This is a genomic window from Novosphingobium sp. HNCC26DJ243 (genome assembly GCF_057180545.1).
This window is the reverse complement of sequence record NZ_JBXUGN010000005.1, coordinates 102,129-122,441: the sequence shown is the minus strand read 5'-3', so window position 1 is coordinate 122,441 and position 20,313 is coordinate 102,129. Positions and strand designations below refer to the sequence as shown.

At 63.8% G+C, this 20,313-nt stretch carries 15 protein-coding genes; 13 read left to right on the top strand and 2 right to left on the bottom strand.

Annotated elements, in window-relative coordinates:
- Positions 1–4 precede the first annotated feature (4 nt).
- Positions 5–877 carry a lysostaphin resistance A-like protein gene (locus tag AC2A04_RS14670; RefSeq protein WP_484213104.1) on the top strand — a complete coding sequence of 291 codons (873 nt, stop codon included), beginning with the start codon at positions 5–7 and terminating at the stop codon, positions 875–877.
- On the opposite strand, the gene AC2A04_RS14665 is transcribed toward AC2A04_RS14670, so the two are convergent.
- Complete coding sequence (locus tag AC2A04_RS14665; protein ID WP_484213103.1) at positions 846–2,441, bottom strand: cryptochrome/photolyase family protein; 1,596 nt, start codon at positions 2,439–2,441, stop codon at positions 846–848. The two genes, AC2A04_RS14670 and AC2A04_RS14665, sit on opposite strands and share 32 nt — an antisense overlap.
- A gap of 56 nt (positions 2,442–2,497) precedes the next feature.
- Positions 2,498–4,663: a primosomal protein N' gene (locus tag AC2A04_RS14660; RefSeq protein WP_484213102.1), complete on the bottom strand. Its 2,166-nt coding sequence runs from the start codon at positions 4,661–4,663 to the stop codon at positions 2,498–2,500.
- Between the two features lie 71 nt (positions 4,664–4,734).
- On the opposite strand from AC2A04_RS14660, the gene AC2A04_RS14655 reads away from it, so the two are divergent.
- The 12 genes from AC2A04_RS14655 to AC2A04_RS14600 all read left to right on the top strand — a co-directional run bounded on the left by AC2A04_RS14655 (position 4,735) and on the right by AC2A04_RS14600 (position 20,311).
- Positions 4,735–5,418 (top strand): DUF4197 domain-containing protein, encoded by a 684-nt coding sequence (locus AC2A04_RS14655; protein ID WP_484213101.1) that lies wholly within the window; start codon positions 4,735–4,737, stop codon positions 5,416–5,418.
- Positions 5,419–5,490: 72 nt separating this feature from the next.
- Entirely contained in the window at positions 5,491–6,144 is a 654-nt protein-coding gene (gene fsa, locus AC2A04_RS14650) for a fructose-6-phosphate aldolase (RefSeq protein ID WP_484213100.1), read from the top strand.
- A gap of 30 nt (positions 6,145–6,174) precedes the next feature.
- Positions 6,175–7,989, top strand: a complete 1,815-nt coding sequence (cobT, locus tag AC2A04_RS14645; protein WP_484213099.1) for a cobaltochelatase subunit CobT — start codon at positions 6,175–6,177, stop codon at positions 7,987–7,989.
- Between the two features lie 110 nt (positions 7,990–8,099).
- Positions 8,100–8,849, top strand: a complete 750-nt coding sequence (locus tag AC2A04_RS14640) for a hypothetical protein (protein ID WP_484213098.1) — start codon at positions 8,100–8,102, stop codon at positions 8,847–8,849.
- A gap of 2 nt (positions 8,850–8,851) precedes the next feature.
- Complete coding sequence (locus AC2A04_RS14635; protein ID WP_484213097.1) at positions 8,852–10,063, top strand: M48 family metallopeptidase; 1,212 nt, start codon at positions 8,852–8,854, stop codon at positions 10,061–10,063.
- Positions 10,064–10,071: 8 nt separating this feature from the next.
- The gene (locus AC2A04_RS14630) at positions 10,072–10,662 is read left to right on the top strand and encodes a hypothetical protein (RefSeq protein WP_484213096.1); all 591 of its coding nucleotides are present in this window, start codon (positions 10,072–10,074) and stop codon (positions 10,660–10,662) included.
- Positions 10,663–10,766: 104 nt separating this feature from the next.
- Positions 10,767–11,438 carry a nitroreductase gene (locus tag AC2A04_RS14625; protein WP_484213095.1) on the top strand — a complete coding sequence of 224 codons (672 nt, stop codon included), beginning with the start codon at positions 10,767–10,769 and terminating at the stop codon, positions 11,436–11,438.
- 161 nt (positions 11,439–11,599) lie between these two features.
- Positions 11,600–14,722 (top strand): CHAT domain-containing protein, encoded by a 3,123-nt coding sequence (locus AC2A04_RS14620; RefSeq protein WP_484213094.1) that lies wholly within the window; start codon positions 11,600–11,602, stop codon positions 14,720–14,722.
- Between the two features lie 3 nt (positions 14,723–14,725).
- Positions 14,726–16,783, top strand: coding sequence for a CHASE2 domain-containing protein (locus AC2A04_RS14615; protein ID WP_484213093.1), 2,058 nt, complete (start codon positions 14,726–14,728; stop codon positions 16,781–16,783).
- A gap of 31 nt (positions 16,784–16,814) precedes the next feature.
- Positions 16,815–17,540, top strand: a complete 726-nt coding sequence (locus AC2A04_RS14610) for a hypothetical protein (protein WP_484213092.1) — start codon at positions 16,815–16,817, stop codon at positions 17,538–17,540.
- A gap of 1 nt (position 17,541) precedes the next feature.
- Positions 17,542–18,315, top strand: a complete 774-nt coding sequence (locus AC2A04_RS14605) for a hypothetical protein (protein WP_484213091.1) — start codon at positions 17,542–17,544, stop codon at positions 18,313–18,315.
- Positions 18,316–18,592: 277 nt separating this feature from the next.
- A complete protein-coding gene (locus tag AC2A04_RS14600; protein WP_484213090.1) occupies positions 18,593–20,311 on the top strand; it encodes a ShlB/FhaC/HecB family hemolysin secretion/activation protein in 1,719 nt (572 codons plus the stop codon).
- The last annotated feature ends 2 nt before the right edge of the window (positions 20,312–20,313 follow it).

The window sequence follows — 20,313 nt, the reverse complement described above, 5'->3', positions numbered from 1 at the left end:
AGGCATGGACGAGGTACAGCACGCAAGACCCGGGCTCTTGCGCCGGATCATCGCCTTCCCCTTGACGTTGATGATCGTGGAATTCGTCCTTGTGGTCGCGCTGGCGGGCGGATCTTCGTGGGCGCTGCAAAAGGTCGTCTCGCACGATACGCCGGTCGATGCCCTGGGAGCGCTCGTCCTGGCGATGATCGTGATCGCGATCTACCTTGCCTGCCGCCGCTGGATCGAGCGGAGCGGGAACGAGGACCTGCCGTTTGGGGCGCTGGGGCGCGAATTGCCGCTTGGCCTGCTGATCGGTGCGGGCCTGTTCACGCTGATGACGGGAATCGTGGCTCTGATGGGCGGCATTTCCATCAGCCGGGTGAACGGTATGGGGGCGCTGTGGACGATGCTGGCGATGGCAGTGACATCGGGCGTGTTCGAGGAAGTGCTGTTTCGTGGAATCCTGCTGCGCCATATCGAGGCCATGCTTGGTACCTGGGCGGCGCTGGCGATCACTTCTCTCCTGTTCGGAGCGGCGCATCTCGCCAATGACAACGCAAGCCTGTTTGCGGCCTTTGCGATTGCGATGGAAGCGGGAATCCTGCTGGGTGCGGCCTATCTGTGGAAGCGGCGGCTGTGGATACCCATCGGCATTCACGCCGCGTGGAACTTCACGCAAGGCTGGGTTTTCAGCGTGCCGGTATCGGGCGGACGCGGGCCCGCAGGCCTGCTGGTGACGAACCGAACCGGGCCTGAGTGGCTCACGGGCGGGGATTTCGGGCTCGAAGCTAGCGTTGTCGCGATGGCGGTGGCGACCTTGGCGGGATTGCTGCTGCTCGTGCGCGTGACCAGACAGGGCGGGATCAGGCCGCCGATGTGGGGGAAGCGCGACTAGGGTCAGTGACTCGGCGAGCCCAACCCGCTCGTGCAGGTTCGAGCGTGGCAAGGAAGGTCTCGGCGCTTGCGAGATATTCCGCGCGCTTGTCCTCGCTCATCCTGCGCCAGGTCGCATAAGGCTGGGCGAGCCGGTGGTTGCGGCCCAGCTTGCTCTCGTTGCGCGCCAGGAAGTGCCAATAGAGGGCGTTGAACGGGCAGGCGCCGGGGCCGGTCTTCTGTTTTACGCTGTAGGTGCAATTGCCGCAGTAATCGCTCATGCGATCGATATAGGCGCCGCTGGCAGCATAGGGCTTCGAGGCCAGGCGCCCTTTGTCCGCATGGAGGATCATTCCGGCGACGTTGGGAAGTTCGACCCATTCATAGGCATCGGCAAAGACGACGAGATACCAGTCGGCGACCTCCTGCGGCTTCAGGCCCGCCAGCAACGCAAAGTTGCCGAGCACCATCAGGCGCTGAATGTGATGGGCATAGGCGTTGTCGCGAGTGGTGCGGACGCAGTCGGACAGACAGCGCATCTGTATATCGCCGGTCCAGTAGAAGTCGGGCAGGGGCCGGGTGGCTTCAAGGCCGTTGGCTTGAGCAAGGTCCGGCATTTCGAGCCAGTACATGCCGCGGATATATTCGCGCCAGCCAATGATCTGGCGGATGAAGCCTTCGACCGCTTCGAGCGGGGCGCGGCCTTCGCGCCACTCGGTTTCGGCGCGGTGGCACAGGTCGAGCGGATCGAGCAGGCCCAGGTTGATGGCCGGTGACAGGGCGGCGTGGAACATGAAGTCCTGCCCTGCCACCATGGCATCCTGATACCTGCCGAACAATGGCAGGCGGTTGTGCAAGAAGATGTCGCGTGCCGCTTCGGCTTGCGCGCGGGTGACCGGCCACGCGAAGGCGTCCAGTGATCCGAAATGGCCGACGAAACGCTCTTCGACCATGGCGATGACCTCGCGCGTCACGGCATCGGGTGCGAACGGGGGGATGCTGGGAGGAGTGAGGCCCTTGTCCGGGCCGCCCCGATTGTCAGCATCGTAGTTCCATTTGCCGCCGACAGGCTTGTCGCCGTCCATCAGCAGTCCTGTCTTGCGGCGCATGTCGCGATAGAACCACTCCATGCGCAATTCGCGCCGACCGGCCGCCCATTCATAGAAATCGGTGAGCAGGCAGACGAAGCGGGTGTCGGGCAGGATGCGGACACGCACCGGCATGGTTGTGCGCCATACCTCAATCGCTTCGCGCACGCGCCATTCGCCCGGCTCGGTGACCTGCACGCCGCGGGGGGCATGACGCTCGATGGCCCGGAGGACTTCGCCGGTGAAACTGCCGGTGTTCGCAGGATCGTCGAGGCGGACGTAGTCGACCGTCCATCCGGCGGCCTTCATCTCCTGCGCGAAGTGGCGCATGGCCGAGAGGATCAGCGCGATCTTCGCCTTGTGGTGGCGAACGTAAGTCGTCTCCTGCGCCACTTCCATCATCAGGATGACTGTGTCTTCGGGCCCGCGATCGGCAAGGCTCGAGATATCGGGTGAGAGCTGGTCGCCCAAGATGGGCACGAGGACGGGGCCGGTCATCGCGTGTGAATGGCCGAGCGACCGATTGGTTCAACCTGCCCTTTCGGGGCAGGCGATCAGACGAAGCTGTAGGGATCGATGTCCACGGCCACGCGCACGCCGGGCGGGAAGCGAAGGGGTTCGAGCCATTCGCGGATGACGCGCTGGAGTTCGGTCGAGCGGCGTGCGTTGATCAGCAGGCGATAGCGATAGCGCCCCCGCAGCAGCGAAAGCGGGGCTGGTGCCGGCCCGAGAATGAGGACGTCGGCAAGGCGGGGCGCAGATCCGCCGATGCCGCGCGCCGAATCGCGCGCTTCGGCCTCGTCCTCGCTCGATACGATGATCGCGGCCCAACGTCCGAAGGGAGGCGCACCGGCGTCGCGGCGGGCCTCGGTCTCGGCAGCGTAGAAGGCATCGCGGTCGCCGCTGGCCAGTGCCTCGATCACCGGGGCTTCCGGGTGACGGGTCTGGATCAGGACTTCGCCAGGCTTCTCGCCGCGTCCGGCGCGCCCGGCCACCTGCGCGACCTGCTGGTAAGTCCGCTCGGCCGCGCGCAAGTCGCCACCTTCCAGCCCCATGTCGGCATCGATCACGCCAACGAGCGTGAGTTCGGGGAAGTGATAGCCCTTGGTGACGAGCTGGGTGCCAACGATCACGTCGATCGCCTTGGCCGATGCCATCTCGACAAACTCGGCAGCCTTGGCCGGGCTAGTGAGCGTGTCCGATGTGACCAGCGCGACTCGTGCTTCGGGCAGGATGGCGGCAACTTCATCGGCGATGCGCTCGACGCCGGGGCCGCAGGCGACCAGACAATCCGGTTCGTTGCATTCCGGGCAGGCGTCGGGCGTGGGGACCTCGTGCCCGCAGTGGTGGCAGGCAAGCCGGCGCGACAGGCGATGTTCGACCAGCCAGGCCGAACAGTTGGGGCACTGGAAGCGGTAGCCGCAGGTGCGACACAGGGTGAGCGGGGCATACCCCCGACGGTTGAGGAACAGCAGCGACTGTTCGCCCTTGTCGAGACGGTCCTTGAGCGCCTTGACCAGAGGCGGCGCGATCCAGTGGCCGCGTTCGGGCTGTTCGAGGCGCAGGTCGACCACCTGAATGTCGGGCATCGTCGCGCCGCCGAAGCGCGCGGGCAGGATAACGCGCTCATAGCGGCCCGCCTCGGCCATCTGCAGGCTTTCGAGCGCGGGCGTGGCGCTCGCGAGGATCACGGGTACGCTCTCGAACCGCGCGCGCATGACGGCCACATCGCGCGCATTGTAGCGCACGCCGTCGTCCTGCTTGAACGAGATTTCGTGCGCTTCGTCGACCACGATCAGGCCGAGGTTGGCAAAGGGCAGGAACAGGGCCGAACGCGCGCCGACGATGACTTGTGCGGTGCCCATCGCGACCGCACGCCACGCCCGCCGCCGCTCGGACGATTTCAGCGACGAATGCCATGTCACCGGGGACACGCCGAAGCGCGCTTCGAAGCGCTTGAGGAAAGTCTCGGTCAGCGCGATTTCCGGCAGGAGCACGAGGACCTGCCGCCCGTCCTCGATCGCGGCGGCGACGCCTTCGAAGTAGGTCTCGGTCTTGCCCGAACCGGTTACCCCGTCGAGCAGGAACGGCTGGTACTCATGGGCATGGACTGACGCGACGAAAAGCGCGGCGACTTCGGCCTGATCGTGGGAAAGGTCGGGCGCGGCATGGGCCGGATCGGCGAAGTGGTAGGTCCGGTCCGAATCAACCACCACCGCCTCGAGCAGGCCGGCATTGACCATCCCGCGCAGGACGGCGTCGGACACGCCTGCGATCTCGGCCAGTTCGCGGATCGTGGCCTGCTGCGCGTCGAGCGCTTCGAGCGCCTTCGCGCGTTGGGGCGTGAGGCGGCCCGGCTCCTTGCCGGTAAGGCGATACTCGGTGACGGTGCTGCCACCGCGCAGCGCGCCGGTGCTCGACAGCGCCATCCGCGCCACGGCGGCAAGCGGGGCGAGGTAGTAGTCGGCCGTCCATTCGATCAGGCGGCGCAACGGCCCGGGCAAGGGCGGGACCGGGAGGACCGAGAGGATCGGGCGCAGCTTGTTGTCCGGAACCTCGACACCAGGCAGTCGTTCCGCTTCCCAGACCACGCCGATGATCTGTCGGGGGCCGAGTGGCGCGACGACGACGCTGCCGGGCTCCACGACGAGGCCGTCGGGCACGCGATAGTCGAGCGGGCCAAGCGCGGCATTGAAGACAAGGCATCGGACACGGTTCATGTTAGGCGGTCTATATGGGGCGCCGAAGCGGTGGGCAAAGCCCGCTGCGAAACGAAATGAGGAGAAATCGGATGTCGCAGTTCTCGTTCGCCACCAATCGCCGGGCCTTGCTTGGCGGCATGACGTCAGTCACGGTGCTCTCGCTGGCGGGATGCGCAACGTTTCCCTCGTTTTCGCTCGAGGATGCGGTACGCCGGCTGCTGTTCCTTTCGACCGACCGGGCCTTTGCGCGATTGCTGCAGCCCGGCGGGTTCTGGGACGACCAGATGGCGCGTCTGGCCTTGCCCGAGGCCATCGGCAATCGCGGCGGGGTTCTTCAGCGCATCCTGACCGGACCCATCTTCAAGGAGCGCCTGCAGCGCGCGTTCAACGACATGGCCTATGACGCGGCCGAGCGGGCCGCGCCCGCGGTGACCGAGGCCGTGCGTACGATCGGCATCCGCAATGCACTTGCCCTGCTGCGCGGCAGCGATCCGATGGCGGCGACGGCCTTCCTGCATCAGGAAATGGGATCGAGCCTTGTCGAAATCATGGTGCCCGAATTCGGCGATGCCCTGCGCGTCAGCCGGGAGCCGCTGGTGGGGCAGGTGCTCTCGGCCCTGACCGGCGTCGATATCGGCGGGATCGCCAATTCACTGGCTTATGAGGCCGACAGTGCGATCTTTCGCGCGATCGGTCGCGAAGAAGCCGCAATCCGCGCCGATCCGCGTTCGACCAACGATCCGGTGCTGATGGGCGCATTCGGGATAAAGTGACGGACTGACATCGGGCCGCAGCTTGCCTATAGGCGGGGGGAATCATTCTCCCCGCTTGGAAGGCCAGACCCCATGAAGTTCTTCGTCGACACTGCCGATACCGCCGAAATCGCGGACCTTGCCGCCACCGGCCTGCTCGATGGCGTTACCACCAACCCGACCCTGATCGCCAAGGCCGGCAAGGACTTCATCGAAGTGACGCGTGAAATCTGCGGTCTGGTCGATGGTCCGGTTTCGGCCGAAGTCGTTGCGCTCGACCACGAGACGATGATGCGCGAGGCCGAAGTGCTGCGCAAGATCGCCGACAACGTGTGCATCAAGGTGCCGCTGACGATCGACGGGCTCAAGACCTGCAAGGCGCTGTCCAGCGAGGGCACCCAGGTCAACGTCACGCTGTGCTTCTCGGCCAATCAGGCGCTGCTGGCGGCAAAGGCCGGCGCGACGTTCATCTCGCCTTTCGTTGGTCGCCATGACGACAATGGCTTCGATGGCATGGACCTGATCCGCGACATCCGCCTCATCTACGACAACTACGCCTTCGACACGCAGATCCTCGTCGCATCGATCCGTCACGGCGTGCATGTCCTTGAAAGCGCACGCATCGGTGCCGATGTGATCACTGCACCGCCCGCCGTGATCAAGGGCCTGTTCAAACATGTCCTTACGGACAAGGGTATCGAAGGCTTCCTTGCCGACTGGGCGAAGACCGGCCAGAAGATCGTCTGATCCAGACCTTCCCACACGAGCATTTCCGATTTGGCCGATGAATCCCCCCTCGATCGCTTCCGTTCGGTCCTGACCGGCACGGCACGCGCCATTTCGCTCGATCCCGAGGTCGAGGTGGCGTGGACCGCCGATGCGCCGGTGCAGTCGGGAAGCTCTATGCGAGTGCCGATGCCGGGCCGCGCCCTGCCGCCGGAACAGGTAGCAGAGGCGCGCGGTCATGCGGATTCGATGGCGCTGCGCCTGCGCCATCACAATGCACCGCTCCATGGTCGCAACGCCCCGACCGAGGCACTGGCGCGGGCATGCTATGACGCGGTGGAGCAGGTCCGCTACGAGGCCCTGGGTGCCAACGCCTATGCAGGGATGCGCGGCAATCTCGATGCTTCGCTAAGGATGCGCATGGCCGGGGATCCGATTTCCCGCGCCACGCGGCCCGAGGAAGTGCCTTTGCCAACGGCACTGGCGCTGCTGTTGCGCGAGAAGCTGACGGGGCAGGCAGCGCCCGCCAGCACTGATGTCGGCATGGCGATGGTGCGCAGCTGGATCGAAAGCAAGGCAGGCGACGACTTCGAGGCGCTCGCGCTTTCGCTCGATAACCAGCGCGCGTTCCAGCAGCTCGCGCTCGACATGCTCCAGCACCTCGAACTCACCCAGTCTGCCAGCGAGCAGGATCAGGAGAACGAGGAAGACGAAGGCGAGGACCAGGAGGACGAGGGCGAGGAAGAGCCCAATACTTCCGAGGATCAGGAGCAACAGCCTTCCGAGATCGCCGGCGACACCAGCGAAGGCGACGAGGATTCGGATTCCGAGCAGGAAATCGAACAGGACGACGACGCGGCCGATGCCGACATGGCCGACGAGGGCGAGGAAGGCATGCTGCCGACCCGGCCCAACCGTCCGTGGACCGACCTGCCCGAGAACTTCGATTACAAGGCCTATACCACGCAGTTCGACGAGGTCGTCGCGGCGACCGACTTGTGTGACGAGGAAGAGCTGACGCGCCTGCGTGCCTACCTCGACATGCAGCTCAAGGGGCTGCAGGGCGTGGTCACGCGGCTGGCCAACCGGTTGCAGCGCCGCCTGATGGCGCAGCAGAACCGCTCGTGGGACTTCGATCAGGAAGAAGGCCTGCTCGATGCCGCGCGGCTGGCGCGCGTCGTCATCTCGCCGGGCCATTCGCTATCGTACAAGATCGAACGCGACGTAGAATTCAAGGACACGATCGTCACGCTGCTGATCGACAATTCGGGCTCGATGCGCGGGCGGCCGATCTCGATCGCGGCGATCAGCGCGGACATTCTTGCGCGCACCCTGGAGCGGTGCGGCGTCAAGACCGAGGTCCTGGGCTTCACGACCCGCGCCTGGAAGGGTGGACAGAGCCGCGAGGCCTGGCTGGCCGGCGGCAAGCCCGCGCAGCCCGGCCGTCTCAACGACTTGCGCCACATCGTCTACAAGAAGGCCGACGAGCCGTGGCGTCGCGCGCGCAAGAACCTCGGCCTGATGATGCGCGAGGGGCTGCTCAAGGAAAACATCGACGGCGAGGCGCTGTTGTGGGCCCACACCCGCCTGCTGGCACGCCCCGAGGACCGTCGAATCTTGATGGTCATCTCCGACGGCGCGCCGGTCGACGATTCGACCCTGTCGGTAAACAATGCCGGCTATCTCGAACAGCACCTGCGCAAGGTGATCGACTGGATCGAGAAGCAGTCGCCGGTCCAGCTTGTCGCCATCGGCATCGGCCACGACGTCACGCGCTACTACAGGCGCGCCGTAACGATCATGGACGCCGAACAATTGGGCGGCACGATCATCGAACAACTGGCTGACTTGTTTGAGGATGAGTAAAGTCGCATAGCGGCTTTTACCCATTTCGGCTTCTTTTATCCACAGACTAAAGGCTTGTAATTCTCCGCCCGGCAGGCTTTGATGATGCGGGGTTTGGGGGAAGAATCTTCATGAAACTGTTTCGCAGCATGCTGGCGTTTCTGGCCTGCGGTTTGTTTTTTCTTGGTGCGTCAAGTGTGTGTGCGCAGGAAAAGACGGGCAGTAAGCCCGGTTTTGCACTCAAGCCTGGCACTGTTCGCGTCGTACTTATGCGTCCGACGGTTCGAGTGGGATCGCAGTCGGCTGGCGGTGTCATCACCCCCAACGCGGATTGGACTACGAACGCGCGTGACTACATCGCCAAGGCTCTGAAAGAAAATCAGGGCAAGCTCGGCAACGTCGTCGTCGAGTACGAAGAAGGCGTTACGGGCGATGGGCCGATGGTCACGCAGTATTCCAATCTGTTCGGAACGCTTGCCGATTCGATCATTGAGTATCAGTTTTTTCCGGGAAATCGCCTGCCGACCAAGAAGCGCAAGGGCGCGTTCGAGTGGGGCGTGGGTAACGGCCTCGCCAGCCTCGGCTCTCTGCAGGGTGCAGACTATGCGCTCTTCATCAACACCTACGACGGTTATGGCTCGGCTGGACGAAAAATGCTGCAACTGTTTGCTGCCATGGGCGGGATCGGAGTCACTTCGGGCGTGCATTGGGGGCACGCAGGCCTTGTCGATCTGAAGACCGGGGAACTCGTCTGGCTGAATGCTGATCGACAGATGGGAGGCGACGTGCGCACCCAGGACGGCGCGGCCAAGCGGGTTGAGCAGTTGCTGGAAGGTTTTCCTGGCCGGACGGTCGAAGCAAAACCGGCTGAGGTCAAGTAACCTTGGCTGTCCGTTTCAGGGCGCCGCTGCTTGCCTGTGCGGCATTCGCGCTTGTCGGCGCCGAGCCGCCGGCGAAGCAGGTTTCTGTTGGGCTCCCAGCATATACCAAGGCCTACGAGCCCCAGACCAAGGACGAGCGCGGCATATGGATGGAAGCCGACGAGGATGAGCGAATTCTGCGGGATTCGATCCTGGTCATGCGAGACGAAGGCCTGAACAATTACCTCAAGGGCGTTTTGTGCAGGGAAGTAGGTGAGGATCGCTGCAACAGCGTCCGTATCTACGTCGTCGAAGTTCCGCAGTTCAATGCGTCGATGGCCCCGAACGGGACCATGCGGGTGTGGACCGGACTGCTCCTCAGGGTACAGAACGAGGCGGAACTGGCCTCTGTCCTGGGTCATGAGTTCGCGCACTTCGAACTGCGACACGCGTTGTCGGGCATAAAGGCCAAGCGCGATTCCGCCAACCTCGCGGCTTGGATAACTGTGCTTGGTGCGGGCGCTGCCAACATCGGACGGGGTGGCTCGGGCTCGAACCAGACTACGACTTTGCAAATGGCCGTTTTCGGAACTTACTACAAATTCAGTCGCGATCAGGAGACGGCAGCGGACCTGCTGAGCCTGAAATACACGTCTGAATCACCGTACGACCCATCTGCGGCTGCGCAAGTCTGGAAGTCGATCATGGCAGAGGCCGACGCGCGTGCCGTATCGCGAGGGCTGAAGCCGGGTCGGGAATACAAGGCGGCTTTTTTCGGCACCCATCCGGCTTCGTTCGAGCGGGCGAATTACCTGAAGGCAGAGGCCGACAAGCTGGGCAAGGCAGGTGAACTGCGGGCCCGGGAGTATCGCGATGCGATCCGCCCGTTTCTGCCCAGGCTCCTCGACGCCCAAGTCAAAGCGAACGACTTCGGTGGTTCGGAATACTTGCTGCAAAGTCTTTCGGCGACGGAAGGCTGGACGGGCGAGTTGCTTTTTGCGCGCGGAGCGCTTTTCAGGCAGCGCGGCAATCCGCGAGACCTGGCAACCGCGGCCGACCTTTTCCGGGAGGCAATCTCGAAAGGGTATGCCGAACCAGACGTGCATCGTGAACTTGGGCTGTCGCTGCTGCGCAACGGTAAGGAGGCTGACGGCAAGGCCGCCCTGCGCGCGTACCTCAGCCTGAAGCCCGATGCTTCCGACGGTAATGTGATCAGAATGCTAGCAGGCAGTTAGGATAGTTCATGAACAAGATCGCAAACGTAACTCTTGGCGCCACTTTCCTGCTTTACGCTTTCGCTGCACAGGCCAATTCTCTGGTCGGGCCGGGCGAGCACAAGGGTGTCGCCAAGTCATCGATCGCGACCACGTCGTCGGGCGAATGGAACAAGCTCAGCCGCACCGATGGTCCGGGCGTCGAGGTCTGGACGCGTGACGGCGACGGCCTTAACAAGGTCTCCTTCTTTGGAGGAATCTCGAGCGGGATGCCGATCTACAAGGAACGCAATAAGAAAGAATTTCCGCTGCCTAAGGTAGTGGCGAACATGCTCTTGCCCGATATCCCCGGTCTTCTCGAGGCCACATACCGTAGCCAGTATCAGGTGAGCCGTATCAGCGTTGACAGCCAGGACATTGCAACAGTCAACGGCAAGCAGGCCATTCGCTTCACCTACAGCTACGTCCGCAGTGACGACGAGGTCGAGCGCAAGGGCGAGGCCATAGGTTCGATCGTGAACGGCAAGCTCTACATGGTCACCTATGAGGCCCCGGCCATCTACTATTTCGGCAAGGATCTGGAAGACTTCCGGAAAATTGCAGAGAACCTGAAGTTCTGACGGGTCCACGGTTGCCGTCAATCGCAAAGCCAGCAGCATCCGAATAGAGCGGGACTAGGTGTGTCGGGTTGACGGCCCTTGTTTAACTGGGCAGTTAATGCGGCATGAGCACGATGTCTGTCAGCGAAGCCGTTCTTTCTCGCCGTTCGGTCCGGGCGTTCATGCCTGATCCAGTGCCGCTCGAGGTGATAAAGCGGGTCATGGATCGGGCGCGATGGGCGCCGTCGGGGTGCAATTTCCAGCCTTGGCAAGCAACAATCGTGACGGGCGAGCCGCTTGCCGAGTTGCAGGGCAAGATGCTCGCAGCCCCGTTCCAAGATCCGCCCGAGTACAGCTTCAGTCAGCCCGAAGTGATCCCTGAATGCAAGACGCGGCTGCAGCGCGTTGGGGCGGCGATGTACCAGTCGATGGGGATTGCCCGGGGCGATGCCGAGGCGCGTACGCTGTTCGTGCGCAACAACGTCATGTCCTTCGGCGCGCCTGCGGTCCTGCTATGCTATTTCGACCGGCGCATGGGCCCGGCGCAATGGTCAGACACCGGCATGTGGCTTCAGACGATCATGTTGCTGCTGCGCGAGGAGGGGCTCGATTCCTGTCCGCAGGAATTCCTCTCGTTCCACGCCCGGCTGATCAAGGAGTTCATCGGGGTGAGTGACGAGACGCATCTTTTCTTCTGCGGGATGGCCATCGGCTATCGCGACGCCGCCGCCAGCGTTAACGCGTTCGAGCGCGAACGCGAGCCGATCGACGGTCACGTACAATTTCTCGGTTTCTGACGTCGGATTGGTACAATCGCACGCGATCAAAGCGGCATATCGCAACTGGCAGAGCGTCGTCATTGCGCCTATGCTGGTCGAAACAGCATAACTGACACTTCGGGTAGCGCGAAACACACACGTGGCAGGGGCTTGGGGAGACCCGGCTTCGGAGAGCGCTCATGCGGTACCTCAAGGCGAAAAACTGGGCAGTTCTGACGGCGAGCGTCGGCGCCATGGCGCTGGGCGCTGCAGCGCCTGCATGGGCAGAGGACGGCAGCGTTCTGCTCCGTGACAGCTTTCCGTTGGGCTCGGGCGGCAGCAAGGCGCTTTGCCAGATGCAGTCGCGCGTGGCCGACCCGGTCAACCGCCATCCAATGGATCGGACCTGGGCCATCGTTTGCCGGGATTCGGCCTTGCCGGTGGGATATGTTCATTCGCTGCGAGGTCCGCGCGACGAGGTCGGGGGGCGACTGGCCGAAAATCGCAAGGCCGATGTCGTCTGCCCGGGTGCTCCCACCACGTCCGTCGGCGGGCGCACGCGTCTGGATTGCCGTTGGATGAAACCTGATCTGGCTTATGAAGTTGTCAGTGTAAATAACGGAAAATCGACGCTTTCGGTGGAAGGCTTTTCGGCCTACCACAGCGTGCTGGACTTGGCGCTGCGCACGATCTTCGCTGACCGCCTGATCGACGAGCCGGTCGCCGTAGCCACGACATCGATCGACGATACCGAGGCCTATGCCCGCATCCAGGCGCTGACGCTCGATCCCTCGACTGCCCTTGCCGAAGGCTATCGCCGCAACAACTCGGGCGACTATGCCGAGGCAGCGGCCTATTTCGAGACACTGGAACAACGGCAGGCATCGGCGGGGGATATCCCGATCGATCGCGTCGAGTTCCTCGTCAACGCAGGGCTTCAGCGTTCGAACCTGGGCCAGTTCACCGATGCTGATCTGCTTTTTGCACAGGCTGATGCCCTGCCGGCGGGAAGTGGCGTCGTGGAGCGCTTGCGGCGCAATTACGAGACGATCCACCTGCTCAACCAGGAGCGTCATGCGCAGGCGCTCGAACGTCTTGGAGCGCCGCTGCGCCAATCCAGCGCGATGGGCGCCGATACCTTGCGCCAGTCCCTGGAACTCACGCAGTCGATCTCACGCCGTATCAATGCCTCTGACGTCACGGCCAATGCGATCGGACTGGTCGACGACCTTCGGCTGACCGAAGACGAGCGCGCAACGATCCTCGATGCGCAATCACTTGAACTTCGCGGCATGATCCTGCGGCTGATGGGCAATCGCAGCGAGGCTCGCGCGGCGCTGGAGCAAGCGCAAGGCAGGGCCCTTGGGGTACGAAATGGCCGGGTCGTCTCGATCGTGCGGATGCGCGCACAAATACTCACCGAATTGGCGACGCTTGCCGAAGACGAGGGGCGACTTGGCGATGCCGAAGCGCTGCTCCGCTCGGCCGTGGGGATTGTCAGCGTACAGTATCCCGAGACGCGCAGCCTCGCCGCTGCGCAAGCACGACTCGCGGCCTATCTGACCCGGCACGACCGGATTGGGGAGGCGGTCCCGATTTACCGCGAGGTTGTTGCCCGCTCCGTCGAGCGCGAGAACGGCTTGTCCGGCCTGTCGCGCCAGATGAGCCCGTGGTTCGATCGTCTGGCATCGCAGATGGCGGCGGATCCTCAGGCCAGCGCCGAGTTCTTTACCGCAAGCCAGGTGTTGGTGCGCCCCGGCGTGGCTGAAACCCAAGCTGTCCTTTCACGTGAGCTTTCGGCAGGAAGTGACGAGGCTGCAACGCTCTTTCGGCAATCTTTGAGTCTCGGTCGCTCGATCGAGCGCGCGCGCATGACCTACGCCGCGTTGCAGCGTCTTGAAGACGCCGCCGCGCGTACCGACGAAATCAGCGATGCTGCGCGTCAGGTTCAGGATCTTGAAGAGCAAAAGCGCTCGACCGTCATCCAGCTTGCCAATTACGCCCGGTATCGCGTCGTGTCGCAGGGCGTGCTGAGCGAACAGGACTTGCGCAAGGGCCTGCAAGCGGGCGAGGCCTATGCCAAAATGGCGGTACTGGGGCAGGACGTCTTCGTCTATTATGCGGACGGCAAGCGTGCCACTGGGTACCGCGCCGCGATCAGCGCGAGCGAGCTTCAGGCAAAGGTGCAGGCCATCCGTGATTCGATCTCGCGATTCGATGGTCGCCAGCACGTGACGAGCACTTATGCGGCCGACGAAGCCAACAAGGTCTACACCGCCCTGTTCGGTCCGGTTGCTGCGGATCTGGCGGCGGCGCATCACCTGATCTTTGAAGCCGATGGGGCCATGCTGAGCCTTCCCGTCAACGTGCTGGTAACTGATGAACGGTCGGCCAAGGCGTACCTGTCTCAGGCGGAAGATCCGGAAGGCGATCCTTTCGACGTGCGGGGCGTCCATTGGCTGGGGCGTGACAGGCTTGTTTCGACCGCCGTTTCGGCGCGCTCGTTCATGGAGGCCCGAAAGCAGGCAGGTTCACGTGCGGGTGAGGCCTATCTCGGGCTCGGGCACAATGCGGCGGTTTCGTCGGCCTCCGCGCTCGGGATCGTCAGGGTGCGCGGTGTGGATGGGGCGGTTCTGGCGGATTGCAGCTGGCCCCTGGCGACCTGGAACCGGCCTATCTCCGATGCCGAGCTGATCAAGGCGAGACAATTGCTGGGCGGTCAGGGGACCGACCTCATGACCGGAGCCGGTTTCTCCGATACGGCGATCAAGTCGCGGAGAGACCTCAACAATTTCCGGATCTTGCACTTTGCGACCCATGGTCTTGTCACGCCGCCGGCTCCTGCCTGTCCTGCGCGTCCTGCGCTCGTCACCTCATTCGGGCCTGCGGGCTCGGACGGATTGCTGAGCTTCTCGGAAATATTCGATCTCCGGCTCGATGCGGACATGGTCATCCTTTCCGCCTGCGATACCGCCGGGCAGGCCGATGTCGCAGCGACGCGCGCGGCGGGGATCGTCAGCGGGGGCGGATCGGCGCTTGAAGGCCTTGTGCGCGCTTTCATCGGAGCGGGCAGCCGGTCGGTGCTGGCGAGTCACTGGCCCGCGCCCGACGATTTCAATGCGACAGCGCGTCTGATCAACGGACTCTTTGAAGCCCCGGCGGGAACGTCGGCAGGCGAAGCGCTGCTCAAGGCGCAGCAGGGGCTGATGGCCGAGGTCGATACGTCCCATCCGTACTATTGGGCAGGATTTGCGGTGATCGGCGATGGCGCGCGCCCGCTTGTCGGGGCAAGGGATGCGCGCGTTGCGATGGCGGGGAACTGAGGAATGCCGAACGAAGCCCGTGCCAAGCGGGAGAAGGAACTGGCGGGGAGCCGCGACATGGGGCGGACGGCCTTGCGCAGCCTCGCCCAACTCGGCTGGCAGCGCGTAGCGATAGCGGCGCTGCTTCTGGCGCTGGCATTCATCATCGCCGTCAATTCATGGCGCCTGCCGCTGTTGCGTGATGCAGAGGCCGCACTCTACGACATCCGGGCTGCGAATTTTGCGCCGCCAACCGACACCGACAAGCGGGTGACGCTGGTCGTCTATACTGCGGATACCAACCGGGCGACCGGGCAGATATCGCCGGTTGATCGCACGATCCTGGCCAAGGCGCTCGCGCAGATCGACCAGTTAGGCGCCAAGGGCATCGGGATCGACGTCTTGTTCGACAGCCCGCAGGACGACGACGACGCGCTGCGCGCCTCGCTCAAGGCGATGCATACGCCGGTCTACCTCGCCTTTGCCGACAATCGTACCAACCCGGAAGCGATCACCTACGAGCAGGAGCAGGACCTGCGCAGCTTCTTGACGACTGCGGGGACGGACCTTGTCAAACCCGCCAGCATCCTCCTCGAAACCGATGCCGACGGCGTCGCACGGCGTTGGCCGCGCCAGTATGCCGGATTGCCGCCTCTGCTGTCGCTGGCGCTGACTCAGGGCAGCAACGATGCCGACGCCCGGTTCGCCAAATACACCGGACCGATCCGCTATCGCGTGCCGACCGCCAGCGATCGTCCGGTTTTCGACAAGATCCCCATCGATCTCCTTGCCGATCCCGAAACTGCGCCGCTCGTCGCCGATGCGGTGAAGGGCCGCTACGTGCTGGTCGGCGGCGACTTTTCGGACTTCGACCAATTCGACACGCCGTTCACGCGCACGGGCAATCCCGTGTCGGGTGAAACGCGGATGATCGGCGTGGAGGTTCATGCCTCGATGCTGGCACAACTGCTCGACAAGGCGTGGAAAGTGCCCCCGGCGCAGTGGATCAAGGTGCTGGCGGCGATCCTTGCCGTCGGGCTCGGAGCGGCGACGGCACTTGCCCAGACCCGCACGTGGGTTCTCGCGCTGGCCGTGATCGGGCAGTTCGCGTTGTTTCTTGCGGTGCCCTTTGCGGTCGAGCGCGCAGGCTATGATACGCTTGATCTGCCGGCGACAGGCTGGCTGATCGGCTGGGGCGTGGCCTTTACCGCAATCAGTTCGAGCCTGCGCGCCATCAACGCGGCGCAGCGCGAATTTGCGCAAGGCGCGCTGGGCAAATACCTCCCGCGCTCGGTGGCGTCAGAAATCATGCGCAATCCCGAGCGGCTCTCGCTCCATGGCGAAAAGCGCGAGATATTCTGCCTGTTCAGCGATCTGGAAGGCTTTACAAAGCTGACGCACGCGGTTGAACCGGAAGTGATCGCGCGTCTGCTGAACGAGTATCTCGACCGGTTGAGCGGGGTGGTTCTCGAATACGGCGGGACGCTGGACAAGTTCGTCGGGGATGCCGTGGTTGCCTTCTGGGGCGCGCCGATCGCCTATCCCGACGATGGCGAGCGGGCCGTGCGCGCCGCCCATGCGATGTACCTGGCGGGCGAGGAGTTCCGGCGTTCGGTCGGTGACGAGGTGCCCCGGATCGGCAGGACGCGCGTCGGCGTGCATTTCGGCGAGGCCGTGGTTGGCAACTTTGGGGGCGAAGGACGCATCCAGTACACTGCGCTTGGCGATGCGATGAACACCGCGGCCCGGCTGGAAGGTGCGAACAAGTCGCTCGACACGACCGTTCTGGTCAGCCGCGAGGCGGCCGAGCGGTCGGGCCTTGACTGGTTCAGGCCGATGGGGACGGTCACTTTGCGTGGAAGGAATACTCCCGTCGAGGTGTTCGAACCGGTGCCCGAACTTGATGTCGACCGGCGCAGGATGAGCGTTGCGGCGATCAGCGCCCATTCAGCCGGCGAGGCGGAACGTGTGAAAGCTCTCACAGACACAATGCTCGAATCGGCGCAAGACGACGCTGCGATGATGAACCTGATCCAAAGATTGCGGCAGACGCAAAAGGGAGAGAGTTATGTACTTGGTTGATGGCAGGGCCCTGCGGTCCCTCTGCGCCGGCGTGGCGGCCATTGCCGGAGTTTTAGCGGCTGGCACCGCGCTGGCGCAATCGGTCGTGGTGCGATCGACCGGCCCATCTGCGGCCGTCTACCCTCAGGGCAAGAAGCTGCCGGCCGACGCTTCGGTGGTGCTCAAGCCGGGCGACCGCCTGACCGTTCTCGACAAGGCAGGCACGCGCGTCTTGTCAGGCCCGGGAACATTCAGCCTCAACGGCACGGTCAATCGTGACGCGGCAACGGGAGGTACGGCGCTGGCAGCGATGATGGCAAGGGGCGGAGGTGCGCGCACCCGGACCGGAGCCGTGCGCGGTGCGCCGATGGGCCCGGCCGAGGCCACGCCTTCAGGCCCTGAAAACGTGTGGTACATCGACGTCAGCAAAGGAGGGACATACTGCGTGGCCGACCCGGCCACGGTGGTCCTGTGGCGCCCGGCGCGAACGGAGGAAGGCACGGGCAAACTGCTTTCGCAAGATGGCAGCACGGCCGACGTGGCTTGGCGCGCGGGCAGCGCGCTCAAAGTGTGGCCCTCGGCAAGCGTCCCGGTGATCGACGGGCAGACTTATACCTTCAGCAACGCGGTGGGGGCCCCGGTGAAGATCAGGACAATGTTGCTCGCCAGCGTGCCGAGCGACGAGGTCGACGTTGCCGCTGCGATGGCCGAGAAGGGTTGCACAGCGCAACTCGACCTGCTGGCGGGCCTTGCGGCACCGGCACAGGTGGGGGGCTGACATGGGCGAAAGCGTGTCTTTTGCGCGCACCCTGGCCGGAGCCGCCGCCTTGTGGCTGGCAGGAACGGCTGTGCCTGCGTGGGCGCAGGCCGTCGTGGTCCGCTCCACAGGTCCATCGGCGGTGGAATACCCCAAGGGCAAGCGGCTACCGGCCAAGGCGGTTGTCGTGCTCAAAGCCGGCGATGTCGTGACGGTTCTCGACAAGGCGGGCACGCGTATCCTGCGCGGTGCGGGTACCTTCTCGCTTGACGGGGCGATCAACCGCGATCGCGGCGCCGCAGCGCTGCTTGCGCGCTCGCTCAGCAATCCGGCTTCGGTTCGTGCGGGGGCTGTGCGTGGCGCGGGCGACAGTTCGGGCGAAACCGTGCTCCCAGTCAGCATCTGGCTTGCCGATACCGAACAGGGCGGCAACGTTTGCGTGCCGCGCGGGAGCGATCTCTACTTGTGGCGCGGGGCGTCGGCCAGGCGCAGCTTTACCTGGCTGACCGATGCTTCGGGCGGCGAAATGGTGCGGATGCAGTGGCCGCCGAAGACCGTCGGCATTGCCTGGCCCAAGACGATGCTGGCTCCGCAGGAAAGCCGCACCTACCGGATTTACGACGAGGCAACGCCCGACAAGGCGGCAGAATTCCAGATCGTGATGATCGAGCCAGAGACAGTACCTGCCGACGCGGCGGCACTTGGCACCCTGCTTCTGGACAACGGTTGCAAGGCGCAGTTCGATTGGCTTGCAGCGACGCTCGAAGAAGAGGACACTACGCAAAATCCCCTATGATTTGCGCCAAAGCTCGCAAGTGTCGGGAATTTTGAAAAGTCGTTTATAGATAGGCGTTTAACAGCCTAACCTACAACACTACCGGGTCGCGCAAGGTGGAGATTCGATTCGAATGGCCGGTCGCGATTCTGTGCGCCCCCGATTCCGGGTGAGATTTGCTGTTCCGTTTCGGGACCTGTCTTTCTTGGTGCGCCGCACATCGCGCGGCCATTGCTTACCTTCGTTGTTGCTCGCCGCCTCAGCATGCCTGTGGACGTCAGCCAGCCATGCCCAGGCCGTGCCACCTGCTGGCGTACAACCGCCGACGCGCGAGGAGATCGAACGCGGTGTCGCCGAGGGCACTCTAAACCGCAGCGGGCCAGTCTCGGTAGATACTGACGAAGTGGAACGGGCGCCCTGTCCTTTGGCCGCCCCGGATTTCGCCGGCATCCGCCTGAAGCTTGCCTCGGTAACCTTCACCGGGATGACGAATCTGCCGGGCTTCGACCTTTCGGGCAGCTACTCCGACCTGGTCGGGCGTGACTTGCCGATTTCGGTGATATGCGAAATTCGCGATCGAGCGGCAACGGCGCTGCGACAGGCCGGATACCTCGCGGCGGTGCAGGTGCCTCCACAGAAGATCAGCGAGGGCGCAGTCCGCCTCGACGTGCTGCTCGCCCACCTCAACCGCATTCAGGTCAAGGGCGATCCGGGAGCGTCTGAAGATATCTTGCTGCGTTATCTTAACAAGCTGACGCAAGAACCCGTTTTCAATAGCAAGACTGCCGAGCGTTATCTGCTGCTCGCAAAGGACATTCCGGGCCTGGACGTGCGACTGGCGCTGCGGCCACTGGAAGGTTCGCCGGGCGAGGTCGTCGGGGAAATCTCGGTGCGGCGCGATGCGGTCTATGCCGATCTGGGCCTTCAGAACTACGGGTCGCGCAGCGTCGGCCGGTACAGCGCATTGGCGCGAATGCAGATCAACGGGCTTACGGGCCTTGGCGACGCGACTACGGCCAGCTTTTTCACGACGACTGATCTCGACGAGCAGAAAGTGCTTCAGGTCGGCCACGAAATGCGGCTGGGAGGCGAGGGGTTCACGCTTCGCGGTGACTTCACTTATGGCTGGACCAATCCCACCGTCACCGGCGCGCGCTCCGATTTCCATTCGCGAACGTTGTCGGCAACGGTCGAGGGTTCCTATCCGCTGGTCCGGTCGCAAGCCTGGAATCTCGCGTTCGCTCTGGGCGGACAAGTTGCCAATCAGGACCTCGATTTCGGCAAGATCGCACTCAACCGTGACAGGCTTCGCGTGCTTTATGCGCGCCTCGAAACCAACGGTGTCGCACCGCGCAGCCTCACCGGACGCGACGGATTTACGCCCTTCGAACCGCATTGGGCATGGGGACTGACGACTGAGGTGCGGCAGGGCATCGGCGTGTTCGGCGCGACACGTGGCTGCCGGGGCGCATTGGCCGTGACCTGCCTTGGCGCGGGCAAGGTCACTCCGAGCCGCATCGAGGGCACTGCCAAGGGCTTCGTGGTCAAGGCCGGTGGCGTATTCGACTATCGTCCGGTTCGAGGCCTGACCTTCAGTCTGCAGCCCCGGGCACAGTATTCCCCTGACAAGCTCCTGTCCTACGAAGAGTTCTCGGGCGGCAACTACACGATAGGCCGCGGCTACGATCCGGGTTCGGTACTGGGCGACAGCGGTGTTGCCCTGCGCGGAGAAGTGCGCGTCGGTTCGCTTATCCCGAAGGCGGTCGGCGGCAACGCGCTGCAGCCCTATGCCTTTGTCGATGCGGCTTGGGTGTGGAACCATGACAGGGCATTTGCAGGGCTCAATCCGCAGAAGCTGGTATCGGTCGGCGGTGGCTTGCGCGCGGCCATCCATGATGCTGTGCGATTGGATGCAGGCGTGGCGGTGCCGTTGCACGATCCCGTGGGCCTGAACGTAAAGGGCAAGGCCCGGTTCATGCTCAATCTTTCGTTCCAGCTGTTGCCGTGGAGGCTGTGATG